At 40.1% G+C, this 15,144-nt stretch carries 10 protein-coding genes; 5 read left to right on the forward strand and 5 right to left on the reverse strand.

Going from position 1 to position 15,144, the window contains the following annotated elements:
- The first annotated feature begins 50 nt into the window (after positions 1 to 50).
- Entirely contained in the window at positions 51 to 1,163 is a 1,113-nt protein-coding gene (locus tag ACXAFK_RS10670) for a THUMP-like domain-containing protein (RefSeq protein WP_474957738.1), read from the forward strand.
- Here the strand turns inward: ACXAFK_RS10670 and ACXAFK_RS10675 are convergent.
- From ACXAFK_RS10675 to ACXAFK_RS10685, 3 genes are read right to left on the reverse strand one after another with little or no spacing between them, the layout of a single operon-like run.
- Positions 1,160 to 1,885, reverse strand: a complete 726-nt coding sequence (locus ACXAFK_RS10675; protein ID WP_474957739.1) for a M15 family metallopeptidase — start codon at positions 1,883 to 1,885, stop codon at positions 1,160 to 1,162. The genes ACXAFK_RS10670 and ACXAFK_RS10675 overlap by 4 nt on opposite strands.
- Positions 1,886 to 1,890: 5 nt before the next feature.
- Positions 1,891 to 2,577: a carboxylesterase family protein gene (locus ACXAFK_RS10680; RefSeq protein ID WP_252079545.1), complete on the reverse strand. Its 687-nt coding sequence runs from the start codon at positions 2,575 to 2,577 to the stop codon at positions 1,891 to 1,893.
- A gap of 48 nt (positions 2,578 to 2,625) precedes the next feature.
- Positions 2,626 to 3,147 (reverse strand): 5' nucleotidase, NT5C type, encoded by a 522-nt coding sequence (locus ACXAFK_RS10685; protein WP_293295496.1) that lies wholly within the window; start codon positions 3,145 to 3,147, stop codon positions 2,626 to 2,628.
- A gap of 190 nt (positions 3,148 to 3,337) precedes the next feature.
- Here ACXAFK_RS10685 and ACXAFK_RS10690 point away from each other — a divergent pair, with 190 nt between their 5' ends.
- On the forward strand, positions 3,338 to 4,228 hold the full coding sequence (locus ACXAFK_RS10690; protein WP_474957740.1) for an aminotransferase class IV: 891 nt from the start codon (positions 3,338 to 3,340) through the stop codon (positions 4,226 to 4,228).
- A 19-nt stretch (positions 4,229 to 4,247) separates the two neighbouring features.
- Here ACXAFK_RS10690 and ACXAFK_RS10695 read toward each other — a convergent pair whose 3' ends face one another.
- Positions 4,248 to 7,739: a VCBS repeat-containing protein gene (locus ACXAFK_RS10695; protein WP_474957741.1), complete on the reverse strand. Its 3,492-nt coding sequence runs from the start codon at positions 7,737 to 7,739 to the stop codon at positions 4,248 to 4,250.
- Between the two features lie 625 nt (positions 7,740 to 8,364).
- Between ACXAFK_RS10695 and ACXAFK_RS10700 the strand changes: the two genes are divergently transcribed.
- The 3 genes from ACXAFK_RS10700 to ACXAFK_RS10710 all read left to right on the forward strand — a co-directional run bounded on the left by ACXAFK_RS10700 (position 8,365) and on the right by ACXAFK_RS10710 (position 14,042).
- Positions 8,365 to 11,475, forward strand: coding sequence for a SusC/RagA family TonB-linked outer membrane protein (locus ACXAFK_RS10700; RefSeq protein ID WP_338194595.1), 3,111 nt, complete (start codon positions 8,365 to 8,367; stop codon positions 11,473 to 11,475).
- A gap of 6 nt (positions 11,476 to 11,481) precedes the next feature.
- Positions 11,482 to 13,173 carry a RagB/SusD family nutrient uptake outer membrane protein gene (locus ACXAFK_RS10705; RefSeq protein WP_252079540.1) on the forward strand — a complete coding sequence of 564 codons (1,692 nt, stop codon included), beginning with the start codon at positions 11,482 to 11,484 and terminating at the stop codon, positions 13,171 to 13,173.
- Positions 13,174 to 13,445: 272 nt separating this feature from the next.
- Complete coding sequence (locus tag ACXAFK_RS10710; protein WP_474957742.1) at positions 13,446 to 14,042, forward strand: Crp/Fnr family transcriptional regulator; 597 nt, start codon at positions 13,446 to 13,448, stop codon at positions 14,040 to 14,042.
- A gap of 212 nt (positions 14,043 to 14,254) precedes the next feature.
- Here ACXAFK_RS10710 and ACXAFK_RS10715 read toward each other — a convergent pair whose 3' ends face one another.
- A complete protein-coding gene (locus ACXAFK_RS10715; protein WP_474957743.1) occupies positions 14,255 to 15,115 on the reverse strand; it encodes an alpha/beta fold hydrolase in 861 nt (286 codons plus the stop codon).
- Positions 15,116 to 15,144: the final 29 nt, after the last annotated feature.

Genomic DNA, 15,144 nt, shown 5'->3' on the forward strand with positions numbered 1-15,144 from the left:
TAAATACTGGTGTACAGGATTTTATAAACAAAAATTTATTGTCTGACATCATGTCAGTTTTACTATCAAAACCTATTTTTGAAGGTATTGGACAAAAAGCATTGGCAGAGCAGATCGAAGCCAAAAAGAAATGTAGGGAAAAGCTGCCCACTTGGTTTAATGCACCAAATATTTATTACCCGAACAAACTTAATATTGAACAGACCAGTTCGGAACTTACTGCAGAATACAAGTCGCAATTGGTCCATGGAAAATCTTTGATCGACCTTACGGGAGGTATGGGGGTCGACAGTTACTATTTTGCGCGAAAGGTCCTTAAGGTTATTCATTGTGAAATAAATTTGGGATTGAGCACCATTGCTTCACATAATTTTAAAATATTAGGACAAAAAAATATTACTTGTATTCCCGAAAATGGGATTGATTTTTTAATGCGTTCCGATCATAATTTTGATTGGGCCTATATTGACCCTTCCCGAAGAAGTGATAAAAAAGGAAAGGTATTTTTACTTGAGGATTGCCTGCCAAATGTACCGGGCCATCTAGCTTCGATTTTTAAAAAAACGTCGAACATCCTTTTGAAGACTTCTCCGCTTTTGGATATAAAAATGGGAGTCCAAGCTTTGGGTTTTGTAAAGAATATCTTTGTTGTGGCCGTGCAAAACGATGTCAAAGAATTATTATTTGTTCTGGAAAAAGGATATTCAGGACCTATTCAAATTACTGCCGCGAATATAAAGCCCAACAAAATAGACGAGTTTACATTTTCTTTGGAATCGGAACCACTGACCAATTGCAATTATGCCCTGCCATCCATCTATTTGTACGAACCAAATGCAGCCATTTTAAAGTCAGGTGGGTTTAGATCGGTAGCCCATGCGCATGGTGTACAAAAACTGCACGTGAACTCCCATTTATACAGCTCGGAAAACCTAGTGGAATTTCCCGGCAGACGGTTTAAGATCCAACAAGTATTGCCCTATTCCAAAAAAACATTGAAAACGCTATCCTTCTCAAAGGCCAATATTACCATCCGAAACTTCCCCATTTCGGTAGCGGAAATCCGTAAAAAACACAAAATTAAAGAGGGTGGTGACCATTACCTTTTCTTTACCCAAGATCTGGAGGAAAATTTAATCGTTCTGGTCTGTTCCAAAATCTAATCTGGGCATTCCCATTTAAAATTGGCCACCTTATCGTTAGATGCCGCCGATAGATTATAGTGCCACCACTCTGTCCTAATGGACCAGAACCCATGAGCCTCCATGGTCTCTTTCAATAATTTACGGTTGTCGAGAATTTCTTGTGGCAAATCCATATTATCGTGATAAGCCTTTTTTCCAAAGTAATCAAAGTCGGTGCCCATATCTAGCTCCTTACCCTCCAAGTCCACCAGTGTGATGTCTACGGCACCTCCCTTGTTATGGATAGATCCCTTATCGGGGTTGGCAACGTATTGAGGGTTGGGAACAATCTCCCACATTTTGTATTGCACGGAATTGGGACGATAACAATCAAAAAACTTGATCTTTACCCCCTTCTCCATAAAATCCTTATTGGCTCTGATCAGAGCCTTTGCCGTTTTTGCACGGGTATAGCACTCAGGGCAATCGTACACTTTTGCTTTTAAAAAATTGTTCTCTGTGGCATAGCGCATGTCGTATGCAAAATCCTCACTAAAATCGGCAAGTCGTACAAAGGTGGTATCCGCTATCCCTTCAAATGTTTTTAAGGTGGTTTTTTTCTGCTCTACAATGGTGTCTTTTAGAATTGTATCCATTACAATCTCTGCATCCGATCGGGTTGAATCGTTCTTGGATACATTGGGTTGCTGCTTGCAGGCCCCAAGAATCAAAACACCCATAAAAATCCAGGAGTACTTCATTTATATCAATTTATCCGTTTTTGTTTGGTGAACCAAGTGTATAAAGAATCCGTAGTGTAGGCCCTGCTCCATGCATTGTGTCCTACTCCTTTGTAACGGGTATACCGTATATCTTGCCCCATGTTTCTCAATTTTTCCACCATCCTGTCAGATTCCTCGACCCCAATTACCTTATCCTCCTCTCCATGGAAAACCCAAATAGGCAAATCTCTATCTATCCAATGTGCATAAGGTACGGGCGCCATACCACAAACTACCGCCATGGCCGCGAACTTTTCCGGATATTGTGTGGCCATTTCCCAAGCTGCACTTCCTCCACGGCTCAGACCGGTTAGGTAAATCCGTTTTTTGTCCACTCTATTGTTACTTGCCACAGAATCCATAAGTTGGACCACGGCTTGGGTATTCCACCATTTTTTAATGTGCGGGTTTTGCGGGGCCAAGACCAAAAATGGAAATTGCTTGCCCTCCGCCAACATTTTTGGGGGTCCGTTTTTCTTAATCTCACCTATATCCCTTCCCGATTCTCCTCCGCCATGTAAAAAAAGTAGTAGAGGGAACTCCTTATCGGAATCAAAATAGTCCTCTGGGTAGTATAAATAGTATTGTAGGTTTTCTACAGTAACGGCGTCCAGTTCATCCTGAATTAAATGCGATTGTGCTGCGCACCCTTGCATTAAGAGCAGTAACATGGAACATACCGAAAATTTAAAAATGGACTTACACATTTCTGAAACAAGTTACAAAAGTTTATCCGCGATTTCTTTCCAACTATCGGCTCGTTCAAAATTCGACACATTTACATTGTGGGGCGAAGTAAACATTATGGACCTTCCGGAGAAGGGTGCAAGATTTTTACTCCGATCATCAATTAGCACATCGCCTTTTAACACATGCTTATCTCCACATAAAATTCGTTTTTGCCATGAAATAAATGGGAAGTGCTGATCCAACCAATCCGATTTTTCCCTTAGGGACTGCGGAAATTCCATAGCTGCGGATGCTATGTACACATCGTGTTTTTCACTCAAAGCTTTGAGTACCTCTTGGCTATCGGCGATAATACTTAAATCCTTAAAAAAACAATCCCTGTAGGTATGGTTCTTTATTGTTTGCTGATGCTCCTCGGGCACACATTGCCAAACTTCTTTGCCGAGGCAGTCTGCCGCCATTAATTGAGCATTGAACTCTTTATTATAAATATCTATATGGGCTTGGTAGGCATCTGCGATCACCTCGTCCATATCAACAAAAATGGTCATGCCATAATTTTTTGTGAAGTACGGTAATACTCTTCATATTTAAAAACCAAGTTTATCAATGTTTTGTTAAGAGGTGGGCATTGGACCACAAATGTGTTTTTATTCTAGATAAGTTATTTTTCTCCTCATTTGAATAAATTAATTTTGTAACGCTATAGTCAACTTCACAGAAATACTATTTTAAAAAACTATGATGTTACCCAAAGGAAACTATCCTGAAAAAATATACGTAAATGGTGAAATTTTTTCATCTGAGAATGCCAAAATATCCGTGTTCGATCGTGGCTTTCTATTTGGAGATGGTATTTATGAGGTAATGATGCAGCTGGAAAATGATATTTTTTACAAGAAAGCCCATTTTGACAGACTCCAGTCCAACCTTAATAAAATTGGCATCGACTATGCCGTAGAGGAGATTGAAAGTGAACTGGACAACCTAATATCGGCCTCGAGTTTAACGGATAAAGCGTGTTTGATCTACATACAGGTTACGCGAGGAATTGCTCCCCGAAAACACTCGTACCCAAAAGGCGTTAGCGCAAGTGTAATGATGTATGCCCTGCCCTATTCGCTTCCGTTGGTCAACCCCACTCACATGAAATCCATACTAACTGCGGATTTTAGATGGCATCGATGCGATATAAAATCCACATCCCTGTTGGGCAATATTATGACCAATGAGTCTGCCGTGAGCGCCAATGCAAATGAAGCTACCTTGGTAAGACAGGGATTGGTCACCGAGGGGTCTCACAGCAATATATTTTTTGTGAAAGATGGCAAGGTAATCACGCATCCGGCCAACGAACATATATTGGACGGCATTACCAGACGCATTGTTATTGATCTTTGTAGGGATTTAAACCTTCCTGTAATCGAACAAGCTGTAGCCGAAACTGATATTGAACAAATGGACGAAGCTTTTTTTACGGGCACCACCACACAAGTAGCGTCCATTGCAGAATTGGGAAGGCATGTTTTTTATCGGAACGATCAAGTTGGTGAGGTTACCCGAAACCTACAAAGAGCTTTCTCCGAGCTAAGGAGCAGGGATACGGCACTGGTGGATTTAGGCCTCCGATGAATTATAGCTTTAATGCAGTTCAAGGGTTGAGTTTCCTTGTATTGCCCTTGTAATCCATTATTTTGATTTCTAATGTTTGTGATGGGTCGTATGTTAATGTGCGCGAAGAATTTCCCAAATATGTATTTCCATAGGGGAATTCTATTCTTTGGCCTTTCCCATTCTTTTTTGTGATTGTCACAAAAGCATCATTCGTCTGTAAAGTAATTGTTTTTCTTTCTTGGTTGTAGTATCCATATGCTGACATTTTTCCGGAGTTAATACCAATCAAAGCTGCCGAATTGCCATTTTTTAATCGAATCAATGCCGCCCCCTTGGCACTACCAGATAAATTAAGGCCGCTTTTCGAAGATTGGGCCATGGTAAAATTACCTTGCCCATCTCCCAATAAACAGTATCCTATGGATGCATCACTCCGTCCAATAAAAGGTTCTACATCGAATTGGTTCCCGGTAATCATTACATCTAAATTCCCATCGTTGTCAAAATCATCGGTCAACAAACCGAATGCAGGAGAGAATTGGACTTGTATAGGTAAATTTGATATTGTAAACTTTCCATTGCCCAAATTTTCGATATAACTAGATGCAAATTCATAGGCTTTTAACTGGCTCGCATCGTTTAATCCCGCTGCTTCCATTACTTCATCAAAATCTGCACTGGCGTAGGATTGATAGTCTTTGAAACTTCCTTTTAAAGCACTGATCTGGTCGACCAAAATATCTCTTGTATGTATCAAATGTTCTTTTCCCTCCCGGTAACAACTGATCAACGGGTCTATGGTCCCATTTCCATCCACGTCTTTGGTATAAATGGTAAGTGGTTGTTCCGGGGAACATTTAAAATCGCTGTTCAATCCAAAATTACCAACTACATAATCCATGTCTCCGTCGGCATCAAAATCTCCCGAAACTATGCTGTTCCACCACCCATTGGTATATTTTAAACCAGTGGAGTAGGTAATGTCCTCGAACTTTCCTTTTTTGTTTTTTAGGAAAGTGATTTCCATAAACTCCCCTACCACTACCAAATCAAACCATCCATCATTATCAAAATCGGTCCAGATGGCATCGCTCACCATCCCTAGTTCTTGACTGGACAATACTTCTTCACTGACATCGATAAATCTATCCGAATCGTTACGTAGGAGGTAACTTTTAGGGCTTTTGGGGTAAAATCCATTAACCACCCTACCTCCAACGAACATGTCCAGATCTCCATCTTGATCAAAATCGGCCAATTCAACACTGCCGCCCCTCGACTTTCTTTTCAGGAAGGGTTTACAGGTAAAATTTCCACTCCCATCATTATAATAAATAAAATCGGTGTATTCTTGGCGGGCCATTTCCTCAATTCCCCCTCCATCAATAGAAATAAGGTCTAAATCACCATCACCATCAATATCCGCAAATACTACACCCATATCTTCCCTTAAACCGGCACATGTGATTGACTGTTCCAAGAACTTACCATCTCTGTCCTGTATGTAAAGCTTACCTGGTTTCTCTTTTGTTCCTCCAATATAAAAGTCCTCCAATTGATCTCCATTTACATCTCCTACGGTAATCCCAGGTCCTAAATTTGTATTCATTTTTAGTAAGGTGGTCTGTAGTTTAAACTCATCAAAATCATCTTCGACATGTAGGTATTCCATTTCCATTTCCTTAATAATGTCACGAAATATCTTTGGGGAGTCTTTTATTGCCCGACTCTTTTCAATTAAGGAGGATTCCGATTCGTCGAGTGTTATTTTTTGATTTGGCTCGATATTGAATAGGGTTTGGATGCCACCACTGTTCCATTTTACAGTTAAGGAATCTATCGTTTTTAAATCACCCAAACCAAAATGCATTTCCGAATCCATGGAGGAAAGGTAGCCTCTTACTGTGGATACAAACTTATACTGCGACTTTCCACCATGATAAATACGGACCTCCGTACCAGTGATATCTTTATTTCCTTTAACCTTAAAGTCCACTTTAAGAAAAGATGAACTGTTTGATGTGGCAAACTCGATAGTATTATTTTTATATATACTCGCAGGGTCGTCTATATTATTGATCACTAGGTCCAGGTCTCCATCATTATCCAAATCGGCAAAGGCCGCACCGTTGGAATATAAGGGCTTATCCAACCCCCAATCGGTAATTTTATCCGAAAAGGTAAGATCACCGTTATTCTTATATATATAATTGGCCAATTTAACTTCCGGTAGATTACTGACCCGCTTTAGTTCTCCCTGAATAAGTTCGTCCTCGGTCTGGTATTTTGCGGGTCGCTGTGTATAGGATTGATAATCCAAGTTGGTAATATCTCTCCTGTATCCGTTGGTGATAAAAATATCGTTGAGCCCATCATTATCAAAATCGGCAATCAATGGCGCCCAGCTCCAATCGGTATTATAAATTCCACTGAATTGCCCGATCTCACTAAAAGTCTTGTTACCGTTATTGAGCTGCAATGTATTTCTAACGTATTGCGGGGCATAACCTATGGCCAAATTATGCGAGAAAACATCCAAGCTCGGTTTCATCATGGTTTGTTTTATCCGTTCATTGCTTTTGGGAAACATATCCACGGTTAAGAGTTCGGGTTTTCCATCGTTGTTCAAATCGCCTACATCGTTACCCATGCCATTGTAGCTAAGATGCCTAAAATAGGTCTTAAGCTGATCGGTAAATGTACCATCACCATTATTGATGAACAAAAGATCATCGGTCAAGAAATCGTTGGAAATGTAAAGATCCAACCAACCATCGGTATTGATATCGCAAACGGACACCCCAAGACCGAATCCTTCCATGTTTATACCAGCCTCAAAGGAAATATCGGTAAACGTGCCGTCTCCATTGTTTCTGTACAACTTATCGGTACTACTGGCACTACCATCGTTCGTTTTATATTTAGAGGTATTTCTATTATAATCCACCAAGGCATTCGTAAGTACGTACAGATCACGGTCACCATCCCTATCAAAATCAAAAAAAACAGACTGAACACTGTACCCGGTATCGGCTATGCCATATTCTCTGGCTTTATCCGTAAAGGTCCCATCGCCGTTGTTAACAAACATTCTATTGGCCCAATCCGATTTTTCCCACTCCCGAGTTCCACCCCGACTAACATATATATCCAAAAAACCGTCCTCATTGATATCTGTAAAGGTCACTCCATTGGACCAGCCGGTTGAAACTATATTCGAAGATTCACTTATATCCTCAAAAACAAAGTCTCCTTTATTCATGAAAAGCTTATCGGATACCTGATTTCCAGTAAAGTAGATGTCCACTAGACCATCGTTGTTAATGTCACCGATACCAACTCCAGCGCCATTGTACATATATTCAAAACCTACAATGTTCATAGTATCGGTTTCTTGTAACCGATTATTGAAATCTATCTGGGTTGTTCTAGCATCCAATAATTCGAATAATGGTGCCCTTTTTTGATTCTTTGTACAGGCAACTATTAGAAATAAAGATATAATAGTGGTTTTTTTTATTATACGCATTGGTTTTGATTTGGTTGAATTAGTTTCAAACACGAAAGTTTTCCTTTTTAAATCGATTATGTTGGAAAATTCTGAAAAAGGACAATAGGTTATTAAATTTTTATTGGTCTTAAATTATCACAGATGCTATTTTTAATTAAATCACATTTTTGGTTGTTTTTGTTATAAAAATATAAATGAATATCAAAAAGTGCTCCCGATTTTACCTACCTGAAAACGTTTGATGCCTTTAAAATTGCGATGTTAATAAAAAGTTAAGCTACTTATTATCATTATCAGCTTCATCAATTGCATATACTTCATATTTTTTACGAAAACGTTTGAGTACACTGTTATTTTGCTGCCTTCATTGCGAATATATCACCTACAAATGTATTTAATTGTGTTTTTCGCATTTTTATTTATTAATTTGCTTTTGTAAATATTATATTTTTTTAACGTTTTTAAAGCTTATTAAATATTTTTTTAGCTTTTTTTTTGGTTTAATAAAAATACCGTTTACAAGTATTGACTAACTAGACAAACATTAACCACTATGATTGAAAACAATTGTTCATGGTCCAAACACGGAAGACCATGTCTATCTCTTACTCTAGGCTTTTTATTGATGTTTTTCAGCAGCACAATGATCAGAGCCCATGAAAATCCTTTTAAGGCAATACAGACTGCCGATCAAACACAAATTACAGGAAATGTGACCGATCAAAATGGAGATCCTTTAATCGGTGCCAATGTTTTGGTACAAGGAACCACCAACGGTACACAAACAGACTTTGATGGCAATTATGTGATAAGTGCCGACAGCAATGCGACTTTGGTATTCAGCTATGTCGGATTCTCTACACAATCAGTGCCGATAAATGGCCGGTCGGTTGTTAATGTTTCCCTTTCGGAGGATGCCAGTCAACTTGATGAAGTAGTAGTGCTTGGTTACTCTACACAAACCAGGGGAGACTTAACCGGTTCCGTAGCTTCAGTGGACCTTTCTGAAGCAACAAAAGCACCCATTGTAAACGCCGCCGAAGCTTTGGAAGGCAGGGTTACCGGTGTGTCCCTGATCAATTCGGGTGTGCCCGGTTCCGCCCCGACCATTCGTATTCGCGGTTTTGGCTCGACCAATGGTAACGATCCATTATTTATTATCGATGGTGTACAGACTACAGATGGTTCTATCTTAAATGCCATTGATCCTGCAGATATTCTTCAAATGAACGTGTTAAAAGATGGTGCGGCATCCATCTATGGGGCAAGGGCTTCCAATGGAGTTGTAATTGTTACCACTAAAAATGGGGGGTACAATATGGAATCTGCCGAGATATCTTTGGATATGTACACAGGTTTCTCAAGAGCATCCAATCTTCCTGGGCTTTTAAATGCCCAACAACATGCACAAATGTTTTGGGATAGTTTCAGCAATGTTGGACAAGCTCCATCCCACGCGCAATATGGAGACGGGGCCTCTCCTGTTGTACCTTCAACTATCTTGGGTGCTCCCGAACCTGTAAACGCCAGATCAAGTGGCACTTGGTTTGACGATATCTACAGAAGTGCTCCAACACAGAACATATCCCTACGCATGGAAAATGGAAATGCGGGTGCCAAATACTCAATGACCGCTTCATATTTAAACCGTCAGGGAATACAACTGGAATCGTCCTTTAAAAGAGGGTTGACCAGAGTTAATTCAGAGTTTAAAGTAGGCGAAAAAGTAAGGATAGGGCAGCATTTAAACGTATCTTTTGCCAATAGCAATTCCCCAAAAAATCCAAATACAAGTCTTGGAGGAAGCCCTTTGATGTTGGCTATGAGGAACTCCCCACTTTTACCGGCATATACCAATGCAGGAAACTTTACCGGTACATATTCCAATGCTTTGGATTTATCCAATCCAACCAATCCGGTAGCAGATTTAAAAAGAGCTGGAGATAATTTCTACAAAACATTTAGAATTTTGGGAGACATTTATGCCACTTATGAAATTATCGACGGGCTAACAGCCAAAACTTCGATCGGTGGTGATGCGGAACTACTTAGTACAAGGGCATTTCTGCCAACCAACCCAGAGCATTCCGAGGCTAGGTCCACAAACTCACTTACCGAATCGGATACCGATAGTTACAGCTGGATTTGGACCAATACGTTGAATTACAATAAAACGTTTGGAAAGCACAACGTGAATGCACTGGTCGGTGTTGAGGCATTGGAAGATAGAAGCAAGTTTAAATCTGTAACTGTTACCGACTTCCTATTTGAGACACCTGATTATTATCTACCGGATACAGGTACTGGAGACCCCATCGTAAGCGCCGGAGACAACACCACTTCTCTTTTTTCCGTCTTTGGTAGCGTAAACTATTCGTACGACAACAAATACTACCTAACTGCCACTTTACGTAGGGACAAATCTTCCAATTTTTTAGGAGACAATCAAAGCGACACCTTTCCAGCGGTCAGTGCAGGCTGGTTATTAAGCGAAGAAAACTGGTTTAACGTAGACTGGTTGAACCGCGTAAAGTTCAAAGCCTCATATGGTGAATTGGGAAACCAGCAGGTTCCTGTTGAAGGGCCTACGCTAACCCAAGCAGGTATAGATGTCGGTCAGACCAACTACGCATTTAATGGATCTGGGGCACCGGCAACGGGAGCAATAATTAGAGCGATTGGTAACGAGGGATTACGTTGGGAAACATCGCAAACAAGCAACCTTGGAGTGGAATTGGGCTTTTTGGATAACCGTTTGAGCGTGGAATTTGAATTATTTAAAATAACAACCGAAGATTTAATTGCACAAGACTTGCAATTGATCAGTACTACGGCTCCAGATGCAAATGCCCCTTTTGTAAATTTGGGAAGTATTGAAAACAAAGGGTTTGATCTTGCAATAGGCTATAGAGATCAAACAGAGTCTGGATTCTCCTATGGAGTTGACCTCAATGTTTCTTCATATAAGAATGAAGTAACGGAACTAATCAACAGCCAGCAATTTGGCGACCCTGGATTTAGGGGTGGTGCCATAACCGTAACCGAAGTGGGCGAACCTATCTCCTATTTTTATGGGTTCGATGTAATTGGAATATTTGAAAGCGAATCCGAGGTTGCATCCTCACCGGACCAACAGTTTGAAAACGATGCCGATGGTGTGGGTCGTTTTAAATATAGGGATGTTGATAACAATGGTGTAATCAACGATTCGGATAGAACCAAAATCGGTACGCCCCATCCCGATTTCACCTATGGTATCAACCTGAGCCTCGGTTATAAAAACTGGGACCTGTCCGCCTTCTTCTCCGGAGTGCAAGGTAGGGACGTATATAACTATTCCAAGATATTTACGGATTTCCCAACTTTTTTCTTCGGAAACAGAAGTACGCGAGTACTGGATTCTTGGTCTCCGCAAAATACCAATGCAACACTTCCAGCACTTGGAACCTCTGTGGTTAACCGGGAAACAAGCCCTAACTCTTATTTTGTCGAGGACGCATCATACCTAAGATTAAGAAACCTTCAAATTGGATATTCACTTCCTGACACGGTTTTGGATAAATTGGGCATAAATCAAATTCGTTTATACCTACAGGCCTCGAACCTGTTTACCATAACGGATTATAGTGGAATGGACCCTGAAATCCCGATTCTCGTTTCCGATGGATCGGTGGACAACTTAACACAAGGAATTGATACCGCTCCGTATCCCTTGGCTCAAATTTACACGTTTGGCGTTAACTTAAAATTTTAAAAAAAGATGATCAAGAAAATATTAATTATTGCTATACTGATAGGTTCTGCATATTCATGTAAAGATGATTTTACAGAGCAGACCCCGATTGGTGTTCTCTCTGAAGAGGCAACGGCCAATGCCACGGGAGTAGATCTTTTATTGACAGGCGCCTATTCTGCTCTGGACGGAGTTCGACAAAACCAATTGGGCAATGGATTTGCCATAAGCCCGGATAACTGGTGGTGCGATGCCATGTCCGACGATGCCCACAAAGGAAGCACCGACGGGGACCAAGTGGAATTGTTCCAATTGGAAACCTATGATATACAGACAAGTAACCCGTACCTTTTGGGAAAATGGATGTCCCTGTATGCCGGTGTAAACCGCTCCAACGCGGTAATAGCATTGATAGCATCTATAGAAGAGGGAGATTTCTCAGCCCAACTGGCCGAAGCCCGTTTTCTAAGAGGATATTTCAATTTTGAATTGCAAAAGATGTTTGGAAATCCGGCATATATCTCTGAAGAAAATTATGTGAATACTGAGTTCAATCAGCCAAATCCAGGTCCTATTTGGGACCAAGTGGAAGCGGATTTCCAATTTGCTATAGACAATCTACCGGAAACCCAATCGGATGCCGGTAGGCCAACTTCATGGACCGCCAAAGCTTTTCAAGGAAAAACACATCTTTACCAATCGGATTGGGGAACTGCACTTACTCTGTTCCAGGATGTTATAAACAATGGACCTTACGCTTTAAACACTGAGTTTATTGACAATTTTAATGCAGCTGGTGAAAATTCACAAGAATCTATCTTTGCGGTACAATATGCAGCAGATGGCGGACAATCCCTTAATGGGAACCAAGGCGGAACACTGAACTTTCCCGGAGGTGGCCCCATAAATACCTGTTGTGGTTTTTACCAGCCAACACAGGATTTGGTAAATGCTTTTCAAACGGACGGTAATGGCCTTCCCTTATTGGACACATTCAATCAGACAGATGTAACCAATGACCAAGAGGTTGCTACAGATGAGCCCTTTACTCCTCACACAGGACCGTTGGATCCAAGATTGGACTACACTGTAGGCAGAAGAGGAATAGACTACAACGGATTTGGAATAATGCCCGGCCAAGAATGGATACGAGCAACAGATGCGGATATTTCCGGGCCCTATCTTTCAAAAAAGAACATGTATCAAGCAGATGAACTGGATGCCAGTCAAGGAACAGGTGCTTGGGGACAACAGCATTCCGGACTTAACTACGCTATAATGCGTTATGCGGATGTACTTCTTATGGCTGCGGAAGCAGCCGTTGAAACCGGTGATTTACCAACCGCACTTAATTATGTGAACCAAGTTCGAAATAGGGCTAAAAATTCGTCCTATGTATTAAATGAAGCGGGGGACGCACCAGCCGCCAATTATGAAATTGAACCGTACGGATCCTTCCCTGATGCAGATTTTGCCCGACAGGCAGTCAGGTTTGAAAGAAGACTAGAACTAGGTATGGAAGGTCATCGATTGTTCGATTTGAGAAGGTGGGGTGTATCCGCATCGATATTGAACGCTTATGTCGCCAATGAAGGTAGAACAATTTCAACAATAGAATCAAAAGTTCGGGATTATCAAGCATTCATGGATTTATTCCCAATTCCAGTTACCGCCATCGATTTGAGCGGTGGCGCCTTAAAACAAAACCCAGATTATTAGAGATAGTTAGTTTAATTGAGTTTAGTTTAACGCTTTTCGTTTAATCTGAATGGCCCTGTTTTAAAACAGGGCCATTTTTTGTTCCATACGACGTCAAAATCCAATTTTTCATCCTACGCAGAAATAACATATAGCTCTTTAGCTAAGAGCGTTACAATCCGTTAAGTCGATAAATCTTGTACATCAACTACTATATATGCAAGAAAATTAAAATTCGGTTACAAAAGATTAAATTTGAGAGCAACGAACCTTAATAACATTTAACTGCATAAATGCTCCATAACGAAAATATCGAGAAAAAGCATTTTATTATCCCTTTTCTCAATGCCATTTACCCCTTAGGTCCTGAATTAAAATCTTTTTTGCTTACCCATATTAAAACATGCATTTTCGACAAGAATGAAATTATAAGCAAAGCAGGTGATATTTGCAACAACCTCTACTTTATTAAAAAAGGTATGGTTCGTGGTTACTTTGAAATAGACTCGACAGACATCACCACGTGGGTGGACCTTGAGAATGAAATATTCACATCTATCACAGGTTTTTTTAGGAATGAAATTAGCCAGGAAAACATACAAAGCCTGGAAAAAACCTACTGCGACTATTTAACATTTGAAGATTACAAATATTGTTGCGACAATTTTCCGGAGATGCTCGAAATCAACCGAATATTAATGGAAGAATATTACATTATGGCGGAACAAAGGGTGTTTTTGGCCAGGATTCCCAATGCAGGTAAACGTCTGGACTTTTTTATGGATGTTTACAAGCCTAAGATAATCGATAGAATTCCTAAAAAGTACTTGGCTTCTTTTTTGGCCATGCGACCCGAAACCTTATCCAGGCTTATGAAAGAAAGAAACTGATTTTTAGTGAAGGTTACAATTCGACAGTTCTAAATGAACATTTTTTGGATTTAGCGAACCATTCTGCCATCAAAATTGTCTCAAAGCTCGCATCGGGTATTCTTTAGTACGTATTTGAGAACATGTCCTTAGTATAATCATCTCCAGAGCATGATGCACATAGGACCATCATCAATGTTGTGGTGTAAATTAGTATTGTGTGTGTTTTCATATTATGAATTGCTTTTATCTATTATTAACTGTTCTATTTTTTTAAAATCTGTTGCATTTGGCACGTGTTTAGAACCATTCAATAAAACAACTTCTTCTAAAGAAGGGAATATCTGCTTGGCTCTTTTTATCATTTTTTTACCGGGGAACATAATGTCCTGCTCTGCCGCAAAAATGGAGATGGGAGTTTTTATGTTCTTTGCCCGATTTTTAGAAATTATAGGTAACGGCGAAAAGTCCATATTGCAGTTTTGAAATACCGTAGACATAAAGACCAATGCAAAACCATCATATTTGGAAAAAAGGGCGTCCATTACTTTTTTAATGTATGCCTGGTTGTTTGTTTTGATGAATTTTTTTAAAGGAATAAACATTTTCCATACATTAAGCATGGGATTGCCGTTTACAATATAAACGGGTGCAATCAAGAACACTTGTTTAATCGGGGTTTGGTTATACTCCAATGCTTTTAACGCGATTAAGCCCCCAAAGGAAAAACCTGCCAAGGTTACATTGGTCAACCGTAGTTTTATAATTACCTCAATAAGCCATTTGCCGTAATCCAAAGATTTCATGTCCAATCTGTTCTCAGCGCTTTTATTGGGTTGTGCGAGCACATCTACTGCATACACACAATATTGTGATGCTAAACTAGGGAAGGAATCCAGAATCTGAGGGGCGCAGCCTCCCGTACCATGTATTAAAACAAGTGGTGGCAAGTTGGCGTCGCCGACACATACAATATTGGTCTTGCCAAACTTGGTGTCCACTAATTTTTCTGAATGACCGACATTGAGTTCTTGGAGTTTTCTGTTGTAGAGACTTAATATTTTTGATTTTCCCTCTGGTGATTTAAATAACATAACTTGTTCGTTTTTTAATGCTTTGACCG

Source organism: Flagellimonas sp. ABD4_174 (assembly GCF_056160185.1).